This window comes from Sphingobacterium sp. 40-24, assembly GCF_001899705.1.
Classification (GTDB): Bacteria; Bacteroidota; Bacteroidia; order Sphingobacteriales; family Sphingobacteriaceae; genus Sphingobacterium; species Sphingobacterium multivorum.
The window spans coordinates 47,550-67,215 of sequence record NZ_MKWH01000055.1; the positions used below are offsets into that span (position 1 = coordinate 47,550).

The 19,666-nt window shown below is 39.0% G+C and carries 11 protein-coding genes; 7 read left to right on the plus strand and 4 right to left on the minus strand.

Going from position 1 to position 19,666, the window contains the following annotated elements; genetic code table 11:
* Nucleotides 1–7 precede the first annotated feature (7 nt).
* The 4 genes from BGP15_RS19555 to BGP15_RS19570 form a co-directional block, all read right to left on the minus strand.
* Nucleotides 8–3,466 carry a TonB-dependent receptor gene (locus tag BGP15_RS19555; protein ID WP_286770565.1) on the minus strand — a complete coding sequence of 1,153 codons (3,459 nt, stop codon included), beginning with the start codon at nt 3,464–3,466 and terminating at the stop codon, nt 8–10.
* Nucleotides 3,467–3,770: 304 nt separating this feature from the next.
* Nucleotides 3,771–4,907, minus strand: a complete 1,137-nt coding sequence (locus BGP15_RS19560; RefSeq protein WP_286770566.1) for a FecR family protein — start codon at nt 4,905–4,907, stop codon at nt 3,771–3,773.
* A gap of 142 nt (nt 4,908–5,049) precedes the next feature.
* Nucleotides 5,050–5,625 (minus strand): RNA polymerase sigma factor, encoded by a 576-nt coding sequence (locus BGP15_RS19565; RefSeq protein ID WP_286770567.1) that lies wholly within the window; start codon nt 5,623–5,625, stop codon nt 5,050–5,052.
* Nucleotides 5,626–5,785: 160 nt separating this feature from the next.
* Nucleotides 5,786–7,213, minus strand: coding sequence for an arylsulfatase (locus BGP15_RS19570; protein ID WP_286770568.1), 1,428 nt, complete (start codon nt 7,211–7,213; stop codon nt 5,786–5,788).
* Nucleotides 7,214–7,617: 404 nt separating this feature from the next.
* Here BGP15_RS19570 and BGP15_RS19575 point away from each other — a divergent pair, with 404 nt between their 5' ends.
* From BGP15_RS19575 to BGP15_RS19605, 7 genes are all read left to right on the plus strand, one after another.
* Nucleotides 7,618–8,604, plus strand: a complete 987-nt coding sequence (locus BGP15_RS19575; protein ID WP_286770569.1) for a LacI family DNA-binding transcriptional regulator — start codon at nt 7,618–7,620, stop codon at nt 8,602–8,604.
* Nucleotides 8,605–8,750: 146 nt separating this feature from the next.
* Entirely contained in the window at nt 8,751–11,099 is a 2,349-nt protein-coding gene (locus BGP15_RS19580; protein ID WP_286770570.1) for a GH92 family glycosyl hydrolase, read from the plus strand.
* 10 nt (nt 11,100–11,109) lie between these two features.
* Complete coding sequence (locus BGP15_RS19585; RefSeq protein ID WP_286754740.1) at nt 11,110–11,832, plus strand: basic secretory protein-like protein; 723 nt, start codon at nt 11,110–11,112, stop codon at nt 11,830–11,832.
* 10 nt (nt 11,833–11,842) lie between these two features.
* Nucleotides 11,843–14,137, plus strand: a complete 2,295-nt coding sequence (locus tag BGP15_RS19590) for a GH92 family glycosyl hydrolase (protein ID WP_286770571.1) — start codon at nt 11,843–11,845, stop codon at nt 14,135–14,137.
* Between the two features lie 88 nt (nt 14,138–14,225).
* A complete protein-coding gene (locus BGP15_RS19595; protein WP_286770572.1) occupies nt 14,226–15,548 on the plus strand; it encodes a sensor histidine kinase in 1,323 nt (440 codons plus the stop codon).
* Entirely contained in the window at nt 15,549–16,250 is a 702-nt protein-coding gene (locus tag BGP15_RS19600) for a response regulator transcription factor (protein WP_112374000.1), read from the plus strand.
* A 158-nt stretch (nt 16,251–16,408) separates the two neighbouring features.
* Nucleotides 16,409–19,663 carry a SusC/RagA family TonB-linked outer membrane protein gene (locus tag BGP15_RS19605; protein ID WP_286770573.1) on the plus strand — a complete coding sequence of 1,085 codons (3,255 nt, stop codon included), beginning with the start codon at nt 16,409–16,411 and terminating at the stop codon, nt 19,661–19,663.
* Nucleotides 19,664–19,666 lie beyond the last annotated feature (3 nt).

The following is a 19,666-nucleotide window of genomic DNA, read 5'->3' on the forward strand; positions in this document are numbered from 1 at the left end:
TAGTTTCTTATAAATTAGCATTGATACCAATGTTAAATACTCTTTGTAGTGGATAGTTGAGCGCGTTACCACCCATTTCAGGATCCCATAATTTGAAAGAGCTAAATCGCAATAGATTTGTTGCACTGGCATAAATACGCAGGTTTTTGAATTTGTATCGTTGCGTTAGTTTTTTGTTGAATGTGTAACCTAATTCGACTTGTTTTAAACGAAGTAGACTGCCATTACGCATCCAAAAAGTACTTTGAACTGTATTATTGGCCATTGGCATGACGCTTAAACGAGGCCATGCTGCATAGATGTTTTTATTGTCTTCGGACCAATAGTTATTTGCCCATTCCTGGAAGACAGCGTTGGGTGATGTTTCAACACCGAATGGAGCAATTCCTCGACTCAATGGACTGCTTGTATTATTCGTCGTTGGATTAATAAATAACGATGTTCTTCCAACTCCGCTAAAAAAGAATGAGCAGTCGAAACCTTTATAGCCTGTGCTTAAACCAAAGCCATAATTGATTTCTGGAGTCGTAGGATAGCCTATTGGCATGCGGTCGTCGTCATTGATTAAGCCGTCTCGATTAACGTCCAAGTATTTGATATCTCCACCACGGACTGTTGATCCGAATTCTTGGGCGGGACTATTATAAACTTCATTGTCATCGATAAACAATCGCTCAGCTATATAGCCAAACTGATTGCTGACGGAAGTTCCTTGACGTTGACGGTACTCGTTTTTATACGCTGGCTCTTCGAAGAATGCATATTCTCCTGTTGCAAAAGTGAATGTTCCTCTACCTTGGAACCATAAATCACTGTTAACAGACTTATTGTAAACCAATTCTCCGTCAAATCCCTTACTCTTATATTTTCCGACATTGGCAAAAACAGAAGCGGTTAGACCATTGATTGAGGATAATGAACGGGCTTGAACGATATTGTCGCGTTGTTGTTGATAAAAATCACCTGTAAATGTCAATGCGCCTTTAAATAAGCTTAAATCAATTCCTAAATTGGTTTGTTTGGAGATTTCCCATCTAATGTCAGGGTTAGCATACCGGTTGACCACAATACCGTTGACTGTTCTACGTCCTGATTCGGCAGGTAAGCCAAAAGAATAACCATAGTCTGTGCTATTCAGGTTAACATCGGAAAGATAGAAGAATCTGGTATCAAGTATCTGGTCATTCCCGAGAATACCACGCGTGAAGCGGAATTTTAAATTACTGACAACCTCCTTAATTGGTTCGAAAAACTGCTCATTGGAGACATTCCATGCTAAACCGAAGGAAGGGAAAAATCCCCAACGAAATTTGTCTGAAAACTTCTCCGAGCCATTGTACCCAAAAGCAAATTGGGCATGATAACGATTATCATAGCCATAGGTGAAGCTGCCTGACAGGGACACATTTCTGTTGGGTAGCGTATTGATTAGGGAAATGTTATTGTCGACGGGTGTTTTGACATTATCTCGAATGGTGTTGATCAACATGCCAAATACATTATGCTTCTCATTAAAGGTCCGTTGATAGGAGAGCTGGTTCTCCATGTAGAAAACAGCGGATTGGGTTCTTTCGCCAGGAACAAAGTCGAGATATTCTGTTCCTGTTTCTGGATTGATTTCGCGAAAGAGCAAAGAGTTGTTTTTTGGATCAGTTCCTATTGGCTCATAATAAAACGGGTTGTACTGGCGCGATTGGGCAAAATAAGAATTTCTGCTGAGATTGAAGAGTCCTCTATAATTTAGACCTTCCAAAAGAATTGTTGAAAAATCTTGTTTTAATTCCAATTGCACCTGAATATCACTTCGCTTTCTTTCCGAGTATCCGCGCATAATCTGTGCGTAAGGGTTGGCATACTGTCCCTTGTCGGCATTTCCAAAGAGTGGATGCTGAATATAGGACTGACTAGGGCCAGCTTGATATACAGGAAGAAATAAAACAGGATTTGCACGTAGTGCAAGATTGTATGCCTCTGCTCCATTTGTCGGTGGACCACTGTAATTTTGCAGATTGGCCACGGTGCGAACCATAGCGAATGTTGATTTGGTTAAGTTGATACCAATATTGCTCCGCAGGTTCATAACCTTGAAATTTACGTTATTGTTAAAGTTGTTCAAAGCATCCATTTTAAGTAGACCATTGTCATTGGTAAAATTTCCGCTCACATTATACGTTGCAATTTGTCCACCGCCAGATACGCTTAAGTTGTAGTTTTGGGTTGTTGTGGTCTTCTTAGTAAGCGCATTGAGCCAATCTACTGCTGGGTAAGTAATCGGATCATCTCCAGCAGCGGTGCGTTCAATTTTGTATTGCCCATAGGGTTCTACTCCCAAGGGGTCACGTGTTGTAACAGCCTCATTGTACATTTTCATCCAAGTGACGGGATCAGCAAATTTCAGCGTATGGGTAGGTGTCGATATGCGTTGTTCGGCTCTAAAACTGATCGTTGCGGGTCCGTCACGTCCTATCTTTGTTGTCACTAAAACAACTCCGTTTGCGCCACGGGAGCCATATACGGCTGATGCGGTGGCATCACGTAAGATCGAAAAATTTTCGATGTCATCAACGGGGATACGTGCCAAATCATCCGCTGTGACCTCCATATTATCGACAAGAATCAATGGTTTATTATTTGTTCCAAAAGTACCTACACCCCTGATGAAAAAATCGGCATTGTCGCCCCCCGGCTCTCCACTACGTTGGAATGAAACGACGCCAGCAACTTTGCCTTGTAATGCTGCTGTAAGGTTGCTTACTGGTGCACGTAGTTCTTTAGGGCTAAGTGATGAAACGGAACCAATAAGGTCGCTCTTCTTGGAGCGTTGACCAAATGCTGTAACAACGACTTCGTCAATAGAACTTGATGCAGATTCTTTTAATATGATATCAAATTTTGATTTTCCGTTAACAGCAACTTCCTGTGGATCATATCCAACCATTGTGAAAATCAGGGTCGCATTAGTGGGTACTTTTAGTACAAAAGCTCCATTGACATCTGTAGCAGTACCAAGACCTGATTTTCCCTTGATACTTACGCTTACCCCGGTAAGTTTTCTGCCTAAGGTGTCACTGACAGAACCTGTTACTTGAGTTTCTTGCTGAAGATCTAAATTCTTATTGATTATTGGTTTGCTAATAATCTTGTTAAGGGCATCTCGTTGCGGTTCATTTTTTTTCTTAATGACAATTGTTTTGTCAAAGAAATCATAAGTAAAATCTGCATTCCCCAATAGAATGTTTAAAACCTGTGAAAATGGCTGGTTTTTTACATCGATTGAGATGTCTTTATTGGCAGATATTTCATTCTTTTTATAGAAGAAAGTATATCCACTTTGTTTCTCAAGATCTTTTAAAATAACTTGAAGACTTGTATTATGCTTTTTAAGCGTAATTTGCTGTGCATAGGTATGAGCATCCACTTGGGATAGTCCTAGGCCGATCAGTAAAGTGATTAAGTTGACCCTCATAAGAGATCTAGGTAATGGTCGCGCAAAAAAAGGTTTTTGTTTTTCACTTTTAAGGCTTTTATTAGGCGCCATGTTAACGCCCAACAATCCTTCATGAAAATCCCTCTCCTTCTTCATGAACGGAGTTATTGAAAATTTCATTAAATTCGTTTGGTTTTAATGTGTTAATAATTGAGATGTTATACGATGCTTAAATACCAATTACTACTACGGATTCTGCGCCAACAGGGTCCGTTTTTTTATTGGTATTAGCAGTAAGGATTTATGGCGGCAGTTTTGTGCTTATCATAATTTTAACAATTGGTTATGTAATGATTAATTTAATTCGGCTATTGTCACCCATCAAAGCTTTTGTATTGAGATCTGCATAATTGAGCAGTTCAATCAATTTATTTAAACTTAGATTGCGGGGGATTGTACCCGTGTATTGTTCTTTGCTTTTACTTCGTTTGTATATAATGTCAATATTATACCAGCGGGCAATTTGTTGCATTACCTCTTCCGTGTTATTACCATTAAAATAAAACTGACCTTTTTTCCAACTTAGTACTTCTTCAATATCTACGTGGCGGGAATTTAGGGTGCCATGTTGCAAAGTAGCCTGCTCATTTGGTTTTAGGTAAATATTGGATTGCGGTACATCTTGCGCTGAGACCATCACAGATCCTTCCTCTAGGGTCGTTTGTGTTCTATCTGTTTCGGGATATGCATTGACATTGAAGCGGGTTCCAAGAACTTCAATTTTCTGACCACGTGTTTTAACAATAAATTTGCTTCTATTGGTTGTTTTCTGCACATGAAAATAGGCCTCACCCTGTAATTCAACTTCTCTGTCTCTATTGTCAAAGGAGGTTGGATAAGAGATTTTCGAATCAGCGTTTAGTGTCACCAATGTGCCATCTGATAAGGTTAGGTCATAGGTGGCTCCTTTTGGCGTATACATGCTATTTTTCTGTATACTTAATTGTCCTGTTTTAACATCATGATAGCTGATTTGACCATTTCCATCCTTTTTTATAATAACATCGCCTGTTTGTATACTTTGATTGAGCGAAAGATGTTCGAGATCTATTCGTTTGCCATTTCCTAAGATAATGATTGCTCTTTCTTTGCCAGGCGGTATTGATGCCAGTTGCGCTGTGGTCGCTAAGATCTCGGGCTTTGGCCAGAATCGTAAGATCGAAAAACCGATCAGTAGGACGCTGGCAGCGACAGCTATATATCTGGCTGTACGAAGCTGTATAATTTTTCTTTTCGGATTTTGTATATCCTTGATAAGGCTCTTTCTCGCATTATGTTGAATAGCTTCAAATTCGGTCTCAGAAATGCCATCTTCTGATTGTTTTTCAAACCAGTCAAGTAGTTCTTTTCGCTCTTGAACAGTATCCTTCCTGTTCAAGAAGACGGAAATCAGCTTGTACATTTCGTTTATTTGATTCATAACAGGTTCCATTGGAATGGTCAGTTATTATACAAGTGTGTGAAATAAGGGGGAACCTCTAGTCGAAAATGAAAAAAAAGTGTTTTTTTTTCAAATGGTTGAAATATCTATAATATACCTGTTAAAGAGTTACGGGTATTGACTAAAAAAACAGTGTAAAGTGAAATAAATGGCTTGTTGCTGCGCGAAGATGTTTGAGTGCTTTATTAATGTGTTTTTCGACTGTAGACTCACTGATATTAAGCTGCAGAGCAATAGCTTTATTGCTCATGTAGAAATCACGGCTCAATTTAAATACTTCTCTGCACTTTTCGGGAAGGTTTTCGACTTCTTTAGCGACAATATCGATGATATAGCGGTAATAGAGTTTGTCTTCTATTGCAACGGTTTCATCTTCTAGTTCGAGCTCGTCAAACTCGAGGGATGATACCTTTAATTTTAAATTCTTACGATAATGAGCAAGAATGAGGTATCTAGAGGAGCTAAATAGATAGGCTGGGAGAGATTCTATTTGTTCAATCATTTCCCGATTTTTCCATACTGACATGAAAAGGTCGTGCAGTATATCTTCAGCGGCTTCACTGCTAGCAACTTTTTTTGCAATAAAAGCAATTAAATCGGGTGTGAATAGATCATATAATACAACAAATGCCCGTTGGTCCCCTTTGCGTATAAGAGGGAGGAGTTCGTGATATTGATATGATTTTTGATTTTTCATGGGGTACTCGGGCAGTAAACTTAGTGAAAAAAATACGATTTCTTGTTACAGGAAAGATAATCTCTATTTTTTAACGTTCTTCCTATATTCTCAAGGACTTTAATAGCTTTTTGGGGGAATAAAACTCAGTTAGCTACCCCCCAAATCGTTGTTTTATTTTTTATGGCTGAGTTATACTTGTCAATGGGAAAATACCACTTTCGACATGCGCTTTTTCAATCAGCTGGCGTAATTCTTTTACTTTCTTTGGATTTTCCTGGGCAACATTGTGTTGTTCTTTGGGATCTCGTTGGAGGTTATATAGTTCGGCTGTAGATTGGCTACTTTTAACTTTTTGTAAGATAAGTTTCCAGTCTCCCTGACGCAAGGCTTGACGTCCCCCATCTTCATGGAATTCCCAGTACAGGTATTGGTGCTGTTTTTGTTGCTTGTTTTTACCTAGTAGCGTTGGCACAAATGAAATACCGTCTGTATAATGCGGTTTGTTTGCTCCGGCAAGCTCAACCATCGTAGGCATAATATCCCAAAAGGCGCCTAGGTAGTTTGAAGTTTTCCCTTCAGCAACTTTACCATGCCAGTACACAATGAAAGGGGTCTTGATGCCACCTTCATAGAGGTCGCGTTTGTTGCCACGCAACCCACCGGAGCTATTGAAAAAATTGGGGTCAGCTCCGCCTTCCTTGTGCGATCCGTTGTCGCTCGTAAAAATGATAATTGTATTGTCTAATAGCTTGTTTTCACGTAACCGATCAACAATTTGACCGACATAAGCATCCATACGGCTTACCATACTCGCATACATCGCATGTGGTTTTTCAACCGAAGTGTAACCGGGAACAGTTGCTTGTGGTCCATAGTCATTTCCTTTATGCGGTTTTTCATCAAACCGGTCTGCATATAATTGGTAATATTTGTCATCCGGACCTGATAATTCGGCGTGTGGAAGAACGGTAGGTACATAAAGGAAAAAAGGTTTCTCCTTATTTTCATCGATAAATTCCAGGGTCTTTTCTTGGATTAATGCTGGTGCATACTGCCTTTTGGCCATTAAACCATTGCCATGGAGTTCTATCCTTTCCTTATTATGCCAGAGGTGAGTTGGGTAGTAACGATGGGATTGACGTTGACAGTTATAGCCATAAAATTCATCGAATCCTTTTTGATCGGGCGCCCCTGTTGTATTGACCATTCCAAGGCCCCATTTTCCAAATGCACCGGTTGTATATCCTGCCTGTTGTAGAAGCATAGCGAAAGTTTGTACAGAGTCTGCTAGCGGTTGTTGTCCTTCGGGTTCAATTTCTTTGTTCCCGCGTACATAGGTGTGGCCAGTGTGCTGTCCTGTCATTAAAGATGATCGCGACGGAGCGCACACAGATGTCCCAGCGTAGAAGTTGTCAAATTTCATTCCTTTGGCAGCCAATGAATCGATATGTTTCGTTTCAATTTTTTGCTGACCGTATACACCAAGGTCTCCATAACCAAGATCATCTGCCATAATAAGTACAATATTCGGTCTTTGGTCCTTCTTTTGAGCTATGGCAAGAGAGGCTAGAGTCAAAAGAAGAGACAAGATAAAAGATGTTTTCATTTGCATTAGATTATTTCTTCAAATTAATTTTTTCTTAGCTAAGACTGTCCACTAGTTTATATAGTAGTCCAATTTAATCCACTAAAACAGTCAGGTGGTCCTAATTTAGTTTTATTGGTTATGCTTCGGCTTTTTTTAGTACTTCTATTTTTGAGAAGTATATTATTCTAATTATTTAAAAAAGAATGAGGGTTAAATTTACTCAAAAATAGCTTTTGATCGTACTAGTTCGCATTGGTTGAGATATAATAGCGGCAATGTAAAGAGCCTTAATTTGATAATATGTTACTTTTTGTTGTCTACGCATACGATTGTGTAATAATTTATTGTGTGCTATCAATTGTAATCTCCGATATGTTCATATTTATTTTCTAATTTCACCCTAATTTTATGAAAATGCTCTTATGGCCAAATCAATTAAAGAAATAGCACAAGAACTCAATGTGTCTAAATCAACTGTTTCATTAGTCATTAATCACAAAGCCGAGCGAGCACGCATTAGCAAGGAATTGGAAAACCGTGTACTTGCATACGTTGAAAAAGTAGGCTATAAGCCCAATGCTCTCGCTAAGAGTTTAGCTACGGGGCGGTCAAATACCATCGGTCTAATTGTAGAGAATATTGGAGATTCTTTTTTTGGTCCATTTGCTTTATATGTAGAGGAATTGTTCCGAAAGAAAAATTATCACGTCCTCTACAGTAGTACGCTTGGCGATTCACAAAATGCACGCGATATCATTGATTCGATGTTGGAAAAGAAAGTAGAGGGTATTATTTTGGCTCCGACAGTAGATTTGGAAGAATACCAACGCAAAATATTGGAACATAAAGTTCCATTGGTCGTTTTTGATAGAAATTCTCCAGCAGTGGAAACCCATTATGTGCATATTGACAATGAAGTTAGTGGGAAGAATGCATGTGACCATTTGAAATCTATTGGTTGTAGAAATTTTGGACTGGTAACCATCGATTCGGATCAACCACAAATGTTGGCGCGCAAACGTGCCTATTTAGATTTTTGTGACACATACGGAATGGAGCCTCGCATACTGCAATTACCTTATCAGCATCTGAAGCAGAAAGGTTCACGTACGTTGAAAAATTGGGCAGCTAAGCAGGTTGGATTAGATGGTCTCTTTTTTACAACAAATTACCTTTGTATTCTCGGCTTGAAGGCCTTGCGGTCAGCGGATGAAAATAACTATGATTTTCCGATGTTTTCTTTTGATGACCATGAGTTGTTTGATCTTTTAAACCCTAAAATCTCCTGTATACAACAACCATTGGAACCTCTGGCTAAGACTTGTGTGAAAGTTTTGTTAAAGGAAATAGATCAAGGGATATCCACACCAAAAGAATATATCATCTCAACAAAATTGATCCGGCGCTAAAATGGGGCAATAAAAGGATGTGTAGAAATTGATTGTAAAAATAATAAGACCTGCTTCTCAATGCCAGGTGTTTGTTTTGATTTAATATTCTTTTTTATATCTTTACTAATACGTTTTAGTAGAAATATTTTTATATATCCTAAATAATGAAAAAATCTATAAGTGTTTTTCTGGGTTCGTTATTGTCTTTTGGTTTGTTTTGCGCAAAACCGGTTTTGGCTCAGAAATTTAGAGGGCAGCAGTTAGAAGCTGTCGATCTTGTTAATCCATTAATGGGTACAGAATCCAAATTTGAGTTGTCCAATGGTAATACCTATCCCTCAATAGCGCGACCTTGGGGAATGAATATGTGGACACCTCAAACGGGGAAAAATGGCGACGGATGGCAGTACCAATATACTGCGGATAAGATTCGTGGTCTAAAACAGACTCACCAGCCATCACCCTGGATGAATGATTACGGTGTTTTTTCAATCATGCCTGTGACTGGAAAGCCGGTATTCGATCAAGAGGAGCGCGCGAGCTGGTTTTCGCATAAAGCGGAGATTGTAAAACCGTACTATTATTCGGTTTACCTAGCGGACCACGATGTGACTGCTGAGATGACTCCAACAGACCGCGCAGCAATGTTTAGGATCTCGTTTAATAAAACAGAAGATGCGTATATTGTTTTGGATGCTTATGAAAAGGGATCGGAAGTTCAGATTATTCCAGAAAAAAATATGATCATTGGCTATTCTTCGAAATATGCACGGGGCCCACTGCCTGCTAATTTCAAGAATTATTTTGTTTTGGTTTTTGATCAACCTTTTGCAAGTGTCGCTACTTGGGAAGGCAAAGAGAAGAAGGATGGGCAACTTCAGATCAAAGGTGATCACACTGGTGCAATCGTAGGGTTTAAGGTAAAAGACAAATCGAAACCAGTACAGGTGAGCGTAGCATCTTCCTTTATTAGTGCCGAACAAGCCTTATTAAACTTAAATGAGTTAGGTAATAAGTCTTTCGATCAAGTAAAAGAAGATGGACGTCAGATCTGGAACTCTACGTTAGGAAAAATTAAAGTAGAAGGCGATGATATCGATCAGTTGCGTACATTTTATTCGACGATGTATCGGACCTTATTTTTCCCAAACAAGTTATATGAAATTGATGCGCAAGGAAAGGCTGTACATTACAGTCCATATAATGGAAAAACACTTCCTGGTTATTTATTTGGAGGAACAGGTTTTTGGGATACTTTCAGAGCGTTGTATCCATTCTTAAACTTTATGTACCCTTCCATTAATAAGGAAATGCAGGAAGGTCTTCTCAATGCCTATTTGGAAGGAGGTTTCCTACCTGAATGGAGTAGTCCTGGATATGCCGATATTATGGTGGGCAATAATTCCGCTTCGGTGGTTTCGGATGCTTATATGAAGGGATTACGCGGTTATGATATCAATAAGTTATACGAAGCTTTACAACACGGTGCTAATAACGAAGGACCAATGAGTGCTGTTGGAAGGAAGGGCGTTGACTATTACAATAGTTTGGGGTACGTGCCATATGATGTTAAAATCAATGAAAATGCAGCACGTACTTTAGAATATGCCTATGACGATTTCACGATCTACCAATTGGCAAAAGCGTTGAACCGTCCGAAGGCTGAAATTGATTTGTATGCTAAGCGTGCGCAGAACTATAAGAATTTATTTGATCCATCGACCAATCTTATGCGTGGAAAGAATAAAGATGGAAAATTCCAGGCTCCTTTTAATCCATTAAAATGGGGTGACGCATTCACCGAAGGAAATAGCTGGCATTATTCGTGGAGCGTATTTCACGATGTTCAGGGGCTGATCGACCTAATGGGAGGAGAAAAGACATTTGTGAGCATGTTGGATTCGGTGTTTGTCCAGTCTCCAGATTTCGACGATAGCTATTATGGCGGTATTATCCATGAAATACGCGAAATGCAAGTTGCGAATATGGGGCAATATGCACATGGTAATCAGCCAATTCAGCATATGCCATATTTGTACAATTACGCTGGCCAACCTTGGAAAACACAATATTGGGTGCGTCAAGTGATGGATCGCATGTATAAGCCTACACCTGATGGCTATTGTGGTGACGAAGATAATGGTCAAACTTCTGCATGGTATGTTTTTTCAGCACTGGGATTCTATCCTGTTTGTCCGGCAACGGATGAATATGTGCTCGGAGCGCCATTATTTAAAAAAGCGACCTTAACATTTGAAAATGGTAAGACGTTGACCATTGATGCTCCAAAGAATTCTACTGAAAATGTATATGTAAATACATTGCAAATGAACGGTAAGGACTATGGTAAGAACTGGTTAAGTCACAAAGCATTGCATGAAGGTGGGACACTTAATTTTGACATGGCGGCAAAGCCTAATTATACGAGGGGAGCGTCCAAAAATTCAGCACCTTATTCAATGACAACAGATTTGCAAACAAATATCAAGTTGAAATCGAACAAAAAGAAATAATCATTAGGTTATGATAAACTTTAAAAACTTAAAAATCGTTGTTACTGTATTTGGCTTGGCATACTCTTGTTCACTTTTTGCGCAGGACAACTGGAAACATACCGAAAATGATCGCAAGGTTGCTGTGGATATTGACAGTATCAGTAAAGGTGGTTATACCCTAATTTGGATTAATAAAGACAAAGATTTTAGTGCTTCTTTAAAAGAAAGGCTGGTAGCGGCATATTTTACCAACTATCCTAAACTAGCCAAGAAATATAATAAAAAGACTATAAAAAAGGTCTCTTTTGTTATTGATCCGGACTATAAAGGTGTGGCAGCGACAGCGGGTGGGATTGTCCGTTATAGTCCAGCCTGGTTTGCCAAAAATCCAGGGGATATTGACGTGGTTACCCATGAGGTCATGCATATTGTTCAAGCATACCCCGATGGGGCGGGCCCGTGGTGGATTACGGAGGGGATAGCCGATTTTGTTCGATTTGATGATGGCCTAGATAATGCGGGGGCAAACTGGAAGCTGCCAGAATATAACGAAAAGCAGAAATACACCGATTCTTATCGTATTACAGCGCGCTTTTTGTACTGGATCAATCTACATGTAAAGAAGGATTTTGTCAAAAAATTGGATGCAGCGATGCGTAGCAAAAGCTATAGTGATGCTTTTTGGAAAGTGGAGACGGGTAAAACTATTGATGAGCTATGGGCCGATTATAGCCAAAATCCCACACTATAATTCATAAGCGATGAATATCAGAAGTTTAGTCTTTTTGGGATTAATTAGTGTCCCATATCTATTAAAGGCACAAGAAACTAAATTAGTTCAGTATGTCAAACCACTCATCGGAACGGCGAAAATGGGACATACTTTTCCGGGGGCGACAGTTCCATTCGGTGCTGTACAATTAAGTCCTGATACGGATACATTATCTTATGCTGTCAATGGACGGTACAACGGTGATGTTTATAAATATTGTGCTGGTTATCAGTATGATGATCCGACGATTGTCGGGTTTAGTCATACACATTTTAGTGGCACAGGTCACTCCGATCTTGGTGATATACAGATCATGCCGACACAAGGAAAAGTTCAATTAAACCCGGGAACAGCTGATCGACCACAAGATGGTTATCGATCATCCTACTCACATGCGAATGAACGAGCTGAGGCCAATTATTACAGTGTTTTACTGGATAAACATCAGATTAAAGCTGAATTAACGACTACAACACGTGTAGGGCTCCACCGTTATACATTCAAAGAGTCTGACGCTTCACATCTTATCGTAGATCTAACTGCTGGGATTTATAATTATGATGGCAAGAATGTTTGGACCGTTGTCAAGGTATTGAACGATTCAACACTGGTAGGTTACCGTCAAACAAACGGTTGGTCGAGAACGCGCACCGTATACTTTGCAATAAAGACCTCAAAAGCTTTTAAGAATTATGGCGCCAAGTATGAAGATGGAAAATCTGTGTATAATGGTTTCTGGCGTAAGTTTGATCAACAAAATAATTTCCCCGACCTTGCAGCGCACAATATTAAGCTACACTTGGATTTTGATACAAAAGCACAAGAATCCATCCTTCTGAAAGTAGCTTTAAGTCCAGTAAGCATGAAGAATGCATTGGCCAATATGGAGGCTGAGGCTCCGGACTGGAATTTTGATGGCTACGTTAAGAAAGGCCAAGAAGCTTGGGAAAAGGAGCTGCATAAGATAGAAGCTGAAATGTTGAACAAGGAAGACCTGGTCAATTTTTATACAGCCATGTACCATGCAAGCTTAATGCCGACAGTCTATATGGATACGAATGGTGAATATAAAGGCTTGGATCAGGAGGTGCACCGCGCCAAAGGTTTTACGAATTATACTTCATTTTCGCTGTGGGATACTTATCGGGCTTTTCATCCGCTGTTGAATTTAATTAACCCTTCTCGTAATGCTGATATTGTAGCATCCATGATGGCTCATTATGACCAGAGTGTATTGAAGATGTTGCCAATTTGGTCGCATTATGCGAATGATAATTGGTGCATGAGCGGCTATCATTCGGTGTCTGTTATTGTTGATGCAATACTTAAGGGCGTTTACAAAGGCGATGCGCAAGCCGCTCTAGCGGCTTGCGTACAAACGGCAAATACACGTCAGTATGAAGGAATAGGCGCCTACATTGATAAGGGGTATGTTCCTGCAGATGTATCGGGAACATCCGTTTCTAATACATTGGAATATGCGTATGACGATTGGTGTATAGCGCAATTGGCGAAAAAGTTGGGAAAAGAGGATATTTACACGACTTTTTCCAAAAGAGCTGAAAGCTGGAAATCACTCTATGATTCCTCCATTGGATTTATGCGTCCCAAGAATTCGGTGGGTAAATTTCAGGAGAAATTTGATGTTTTGGATACACATGGACAAGGATTTATTGAAGGGAATTCATGGAATTACAGCCTGTATGTACCGCATCAACCTACTGAAATGATGGCATTAATGGGAGGCAAAAAACGTTTAGAGTCTTATTTGGATTCCCTGTTTACCATGGAATTACCGGATAAATATTTTGAACATACGGAGGATATTACCCGCGATGGCATTATCGGAAATTACGTGCATGGAAATGAGCCTTCACATCATGTGGCATACTTGTACAATATAACCAATAGTCCCTGGAAAACCCAGGCCCGCGTCAGACAGATCATACGGAATCAGTATCACAATGGCCATGCGGGTTTAGGGGGAAATGATGACTGTGGACAAATGTCTGCCTGGTATTTATTTACTGCATTGGGTTTTTATCCAGTGGCACCTGGGGAAGATAGTTATTGGATTGGTAGTCCTTTGGTAAAATCGGCAAAGGTTAATCTTGAAAATGGACGCAGTCTTTCCATAGTTGCCCGTAACCAGTCTGAAAAGAATGTTTACGTTAAATCCGTTTCTTTAAATGGGCGGAAATTGGATAATTTTCTGTTACCCTATAGTAGCATTATAAATGGTGGTGAATTAATCTTCGAGATGAGCAATAAACCAAATAAATAAAAGCCTGCTCACAAAGATGAGACGATCAGGTGTGTACAAATGGATAGCTATCTGTTGCTTAGTTTTGTTTCTGATATTACAGTATCTCATGATCGCACGATCATATGAGATTAAAAGAAGCGAACTATTTCAGAAAGAAAAAAAGGCAATTAAGGTTGTTTACGATAAGCATATCTCGAACGATAAGATATTTCCGGGCGGGCAGAAACTTATCGATTCAACCTTAATGCCTCATTTAGTTCGTCTGAAAGCTTATTACCAAGACGATAGTAATGCTTTCAATAATCTGAAAGATAGCATCGCAAAAACGTTGGTAACGAGGCTTCGAAATCATCCAGCCATGGACAGCCTATTTCATAAGATCAGATCCGAAGTCAATTTGGGCGAAGGTTTTGGTTATGCCATTGTGTTGAAAGATATTTCGGTGACTTTTGATGCGAAGACTTTTATACCTATCCTAGACTTTGGCATAGATAAGCATACTCCTATTGGGGGTGAATTTCGGTTTATTGACAAAGACAATATCGTATCGTCGATTGCAATAACCGCAAATAGTAAGATGTCAAACCGTGTGGCTTTTACGTTGTATGTTGGGAATATTGATACAAATTTTTCTGTATTAAAAGCTATTTTACCATTATTATTACTGTCGGGCTGCTGTATAATTGGTATTGTTTGGTTGTATTTGGTGACATATGGTAGCTGGATAAAGCAGAAAAGAATGGCGGAAATGGCTTCTGACTTTATTAACAATGTCACCCATGAATTCAATACACCATTGACAACCATACGAATTGGTTTAACTAACTTGGTGGTAAAGGTTTCTAAAGAAGATAGACTAAAAATGGCAACAACTTTGGATACGTTGATGCGTCAGGTAAACCGTTTGGATCGATTAGTTAACAAGGCTATTGATTTGAGCGTGTTTAATCAGGAAGAGGTGGTTCTCGAAGAACACTTTTTGGCAGAACTTTTGGACCAATTAGAACAAGACCTAGCGATTTTGGTATCAGAAAGTACAGTAATTCAAATTTTAATGGATGAAAACGTTAAAGACGTAAAGGCGCTTGTCAATCCATTTATGTTCGTCACTGCTGTAAACAATTTGGTCGATAATGGGCTGAAGTATAATAAAGAGCCAATAAAACGTATCCATATTCGCTTGAGTATGGGCGGAGTAAATACTGTGATGATGACTGTACACGATAACGGAATAGGTATTTCACATAACCAACTGCCGTATATTTTTACGAAGGGATATCGGGGTAAGCAAGAAGCTTCTTCAAATGGGCTAGGTTTGGGACTTTTTTTCGTAAAGGAAGTTATGCGGATTCATCGATGGAAAATAGACGTTAAATCAGGAACCCAGTCTGGAACAACGTTTTCGGTTTCCATACCAATAATACAATAGATGATACTAAAATATGGACATATATTGCTGATTGAAGATGATCTTGATTTAGCGACAATGCTCATAGATTATCTATCAAATTTTGGATTTGATGTTAGTCATGCTATGTCTGCTGAAGAGGGGATATCCTATTATGAGATTAATAAATATGATATCCTTATAGTAGATATACAACTTCCTACTTGGGACGGATTTCAATTTGTTGAATATATTTCACAGTTAAATAAAAACCAATTTGTACTTTTTCTCACAGCCAGACTGTCTAAAACAGATCGATTAAAGGGACTCCGTCTAGGGGGTAATGATTACATAACAAAACCGTTTGATGTTGAAGAATTGTCTCTGAAACTTCAAAATTATATTGTTAAGCAGCCTGTTGTTTCTCAATTGCAACTCAATATTGGTGACATTAAACTTGACCGTAATTTACTTGCAATAGAATTTAATGATAAATCTCGGCAGGTTGTATCACCACGTGAATTTGAACTTTGGACTTTCTTAGCCAGCAAACCGAATATTGTATTGAAAAGAGAAGAGATCTTACTTGCTCTTTGGGGAGATAACGATTATTTTTTAGGACGAAGTCTTGATGTTTTTATATGCAAGATTAGAAAAATGCTGAAAAGATCGCGGTATGTTGCTATTAAAACTGTTTATAAGGTGGGATTTATTTTAGAGGTCGATTTCAATAATTGTCATTAACAATCGATTAACAACTTTCTCTTTTCTTTCTTTTTAATTTTACTAAAACGAATTAGTTTATCAGCTTAAGGTTGATTTCTTTGGAGGTGTTCATTCCAAAGAAATAACTAATTGACGACCAATTTTTGTATTAGTAAACCAATCATTAATTATTATTTATGAAAAGAAAGGTAATTCCATTATTTTTTACGCTTTCGGTGTGTAGCACATTCAATTTGTGGACCGAATTGAAAGCTGCGTCTAGCCACTTCAGTTTCCAACAAGAAGGTATTATTGTAGAGGGAACAGTTTTAAACAGTTCGACAGGTAAAGTTTTGCAAGGTGTTACCATTGTCGTTAAAGCAAGTGGAAAATCAACGAAAACAGATGCATCAGGCCGATATCGAATAGAAATTCCCTATAAGGATGCGGTGTTGACTTTCTCGTATATTGGCTTTCAGCCTCAACAAATTGTTGCCGCTGGAAGATCGGCGCTACAGGTTAGTCTGATAGAAGATGTAAAAGCATTAGAGGATGTTGTTGTTGTTGGATATACAACACAGAAGAAAAGAAATGTAGTAGGTGCGGTAGCAACAATTACGACTAAGGACCTGGTGCAGAGCCCTGCTGCAAATATTAATAACATGCTCGCTGGGAGATTACCAGGACTGGTCGTCAACCAATATGCTGGAGGAGAACCAGGGGTAGATCGTTCAGAATTATTTATTCGTGGTAAGTCAACTTATGGCAATCAATCACCCATTGTAATTGTAGATGGAATTGAGCGTGATATGAGCTATTTGGCACCAGACGAAATTGAAACGGTTTCCATTTTGAAAGATGCAGCAGCTACAGCGCCATATGGAATTCGGGGAGCAAACGGTGTTATCGTTGTTACAACAAAACGGGGGCAATCCGCAGATAAGGCAACGGTGGATTTCAAAGCGTCTTATGGCCTAAATACACCCGCACAATTGCCGATGCTTTTGGGATCTGCAGATTATGCAACTCTCTACAATGAAGCGTTAACGAATGATGCGAAGCTGTCTGGAGGAAATACCGATAACTTAAAATTGTTTAGTCAGGATGCTATAGATAAATTTAGACGGGCAAAGGGAGATAATTCGGATGGGCTAGGCTATAACTGGGACTATTTTGATTATATTTTTAGAACTGCACCTCAACATGAATACAATCTTTCTATACGGGGAGGCAATGATATTGCGAAATATTTTGTGATGGGCGGTTATATGGGGCAAGACAATAATTATGATCATGTTGATTTATCTAAATATAATGTTTCTCCTAAATTTCAACGCTATAACTTTAGATCCAATATTGATGTCAACATTACAAAAAACTTGTGGGTTAAGCTCAATTTAGGTGCCCGTATTACCAATCGAACCTCGCCTGGAACTTCCGCCAGTAGATTGATGACATTGGCGATGACACAGCCGCCGTATTTGCCCATCATTCTCGAACCCAATAGCCAACCTTCGACTCAAGGTTATCTGCTAAATAATCCATCAGGACTGTTGTTTGGTAATCAAATTTACCGATTTAATGTTCTTGGAGAATTGACTAGATCAGGATATCATACAGAAAAAAACACCTATCTGGAAGGGAGTTTTGCCGCCGGTTGGAATATGGATTTTATTACGAAGGGACTTTCTGTTGATGGAATATTTTCCTATGATGCAAGAGAGCAACAATGGATCAGACGCGAGCTGGGCACCTATAGTGAAGGATATAGGGTATATCCCAATTATGCGACTTTTCAGCCTACAGATGGTATAGATTTATTTATGAATCCACAATACTATGAGGGTACTTATAGAAATGGGAACAAATATACGGTAGATCAAACTGTTGGAAATTCATTTACACAAAGTAGTCCTTTTAATAGAACCTTCATTCAAGGAAAAATAAACTATAACCGGCTATTTAAAGATAAACACAATGTTACTGGAATGTTGCTTTTCAATCGCTCGAGCCAGTCTGTTTATGATGCGGCGAATTCAAGAGCCAGTGTTGATATCCGTTATCAAGGTATGACAGGACAGTTTACCTATAATTATCTAGAAAAATATTTGGCGGAATTTAACTTTGGTTACAATGGATCCGAAAATTTTATAGAGGGAAAACGTTACGGATTTTTCCCGGCTGGAGCATTGGGTTGGGTGGTTAGCAAGGAGAAATTTATGTCGAATACAAAAGATTGGCTGAGCTTTTTGAAGCTTAGAGCTTCGATGGGCCTTGTGGGCAATGATAAAATGCCAGGTGATGCTCGATTCGGATATCTAGCATTTTTTCAGGGAGGAGACGGTTATAGTTTCGGCGAACAGAATTTTAACAATGGACTAAGTGGCCTTCGTGAAGGGCGCCTAGCAAATGAAAATATAACATGGGAGAAATCTAGAAAAACTAATATAGGTCTCGATATGGGTTTTTTAAAGAACAAGATGAACTTTAGCATCGATGTTTTTGAGGATTATCGTTATGACATTATTACCGAACTTGGGGCGGATGACATTGGTTTTCCAGGCGTAGTTGGTAAAGGTTCTCCGCTGATCAATATTGGAAAGGTCCGCAACCGTGGTATCGATATTGAAATGAGTTATTCAGATATGATCGGGGATAATTTCAGATTCTCTCTGAAACCTAATTTCACCTTTTCCAGAAATAAGTTGATCTACCGACAAGAGGTTCCGCGACAATATGAATACAGGCAAGCAACAGGTAAACGACTTTATGAAAATTTTGTCTATGTTTTCGATCACTTCGTTAGGGATCAAGCCGAGGCGGACAAGTTAAATCAGGCTAATTTTCAACCTTGGGGAACAGTAGGACCAGGTGATGTCGTTTATAAGGATTTGAATGGCGATGGTAGAATTACGGACTTAGGCGATCGTACAGTTATGGGAAATCCTAGAAGTCCAGAGATTCAATTTGGCTTACCAATATCACTGCAATATAAAGGCTTTGATTTTAGTCTTTTATTTCAAGGAGCGTTAAATTCTTCAATTTTGTTGAAAGATGCGGCTGTATGGGATTTCCCAACTTTCGATCAAGATAAACTCGGCTCGGTTAGACCAATTCATATGGGGCGTTGGACACCAGAAACGGCCGAAACTGCAACTTACCCCGCTCTACATATAGGTAATTCTGAAAATAATAAAAATAGCAATAGTAGTTTGTTTTTATACGATGCTAAATATTTAAGACTTAAAAATATAGAGATTGGTTATAATTTGCCGAAAGATCTTATTAAAAGAATTGGTTTAAATCAATTACGCATTTATGCGCAAGGAATGAACCTATTTACCTGGTCAGGTTTGAAGGATTTAAGTATAGATCCTGAGATGGGAAATACGAGCGGTTATTGGTACCCGATTCTAAAAGTCTACAATTTTGGAATAAATCTTAATTTCTAACCT

Bases quoted from the DNA above. Each gene is read 5' to 3' on its own strand.
- BGP15_RS19555 (WP_286770565.1), bottom strand. From the start codon at position 3,466: ATGAGGGTCAACTTAATCACTTTACTGATCGGCCTAGGACTATCCCAA.
- BGP15_RS19560 (WP_286770566.1), bottom strand. From the start codon at position 4,907: ATGAATCAAATAAACGAAATGTACAAGCTGATTTCCGTCTTCTTGAAC.
- BGP15_RS19565 (WP_286770567.1), bottom strand. From the start codon at position 5,625: ATGAAAAATCAAAAATCATATCAATATCACGAACTCCTCCCTCTTATA.
- BGP15_RS19570 (WP_286770568.1), bottom strand. From the start codon at position 7,213: ATGAAAACATCTTTTATCTTGTCTCTTCTTTTGACTCTAGCCTCTCTT.
- BGP15_RS19575 (WP_286770569.1), top strand. From the start codon at position 7,618: ATGGCCAAATCAATTAAAGAAATAGCACAAGAACTCAATGTGTCTAAA.
- BGP15_RS19580 (WP_286770570.1), top strand. From the start codon at position 8,751: ATGAAAAAATCTATAAGTGTTTTTCTGGGTTCGTTATTGTCTTTTGGT.
- BGP15_RS19585 (WP_286754740.1), top strand. From the start codon at position 11,110: ATGATAAACTTTAAAAACTTAAAAATCGTTGTTACTGTATTTGGCTTG.
- BGP15_RS19590 (WP_286770571.1), top strand. From the start codon at position 11,843: ATGAATATCAGAAGTTTAGTCTTTTTGGGATTAATTAGTGTCCCATAT.
- BGP15_RS19595 (WP_286770572.1), top strand. From the start codon at position 14,226: ATGATCGCACGATCATATGAGATTAAAAGAAGCGAACTATTTCAGAAA.
- BGP15_RS19600 (WP_112374000.1), top strand. From the start codon at position 15,549: ATGATACTAAAATATGGACATATATTGCTGATTGAAGATGATCTTGAT.
- BGP15_RS19605 (WP_286770573.1), top strand. From the start codon at position 16,409: ATGAAAAGAAAGGTAATTCCATTATTTTTTACGCTTTCGGTGTGTAGC.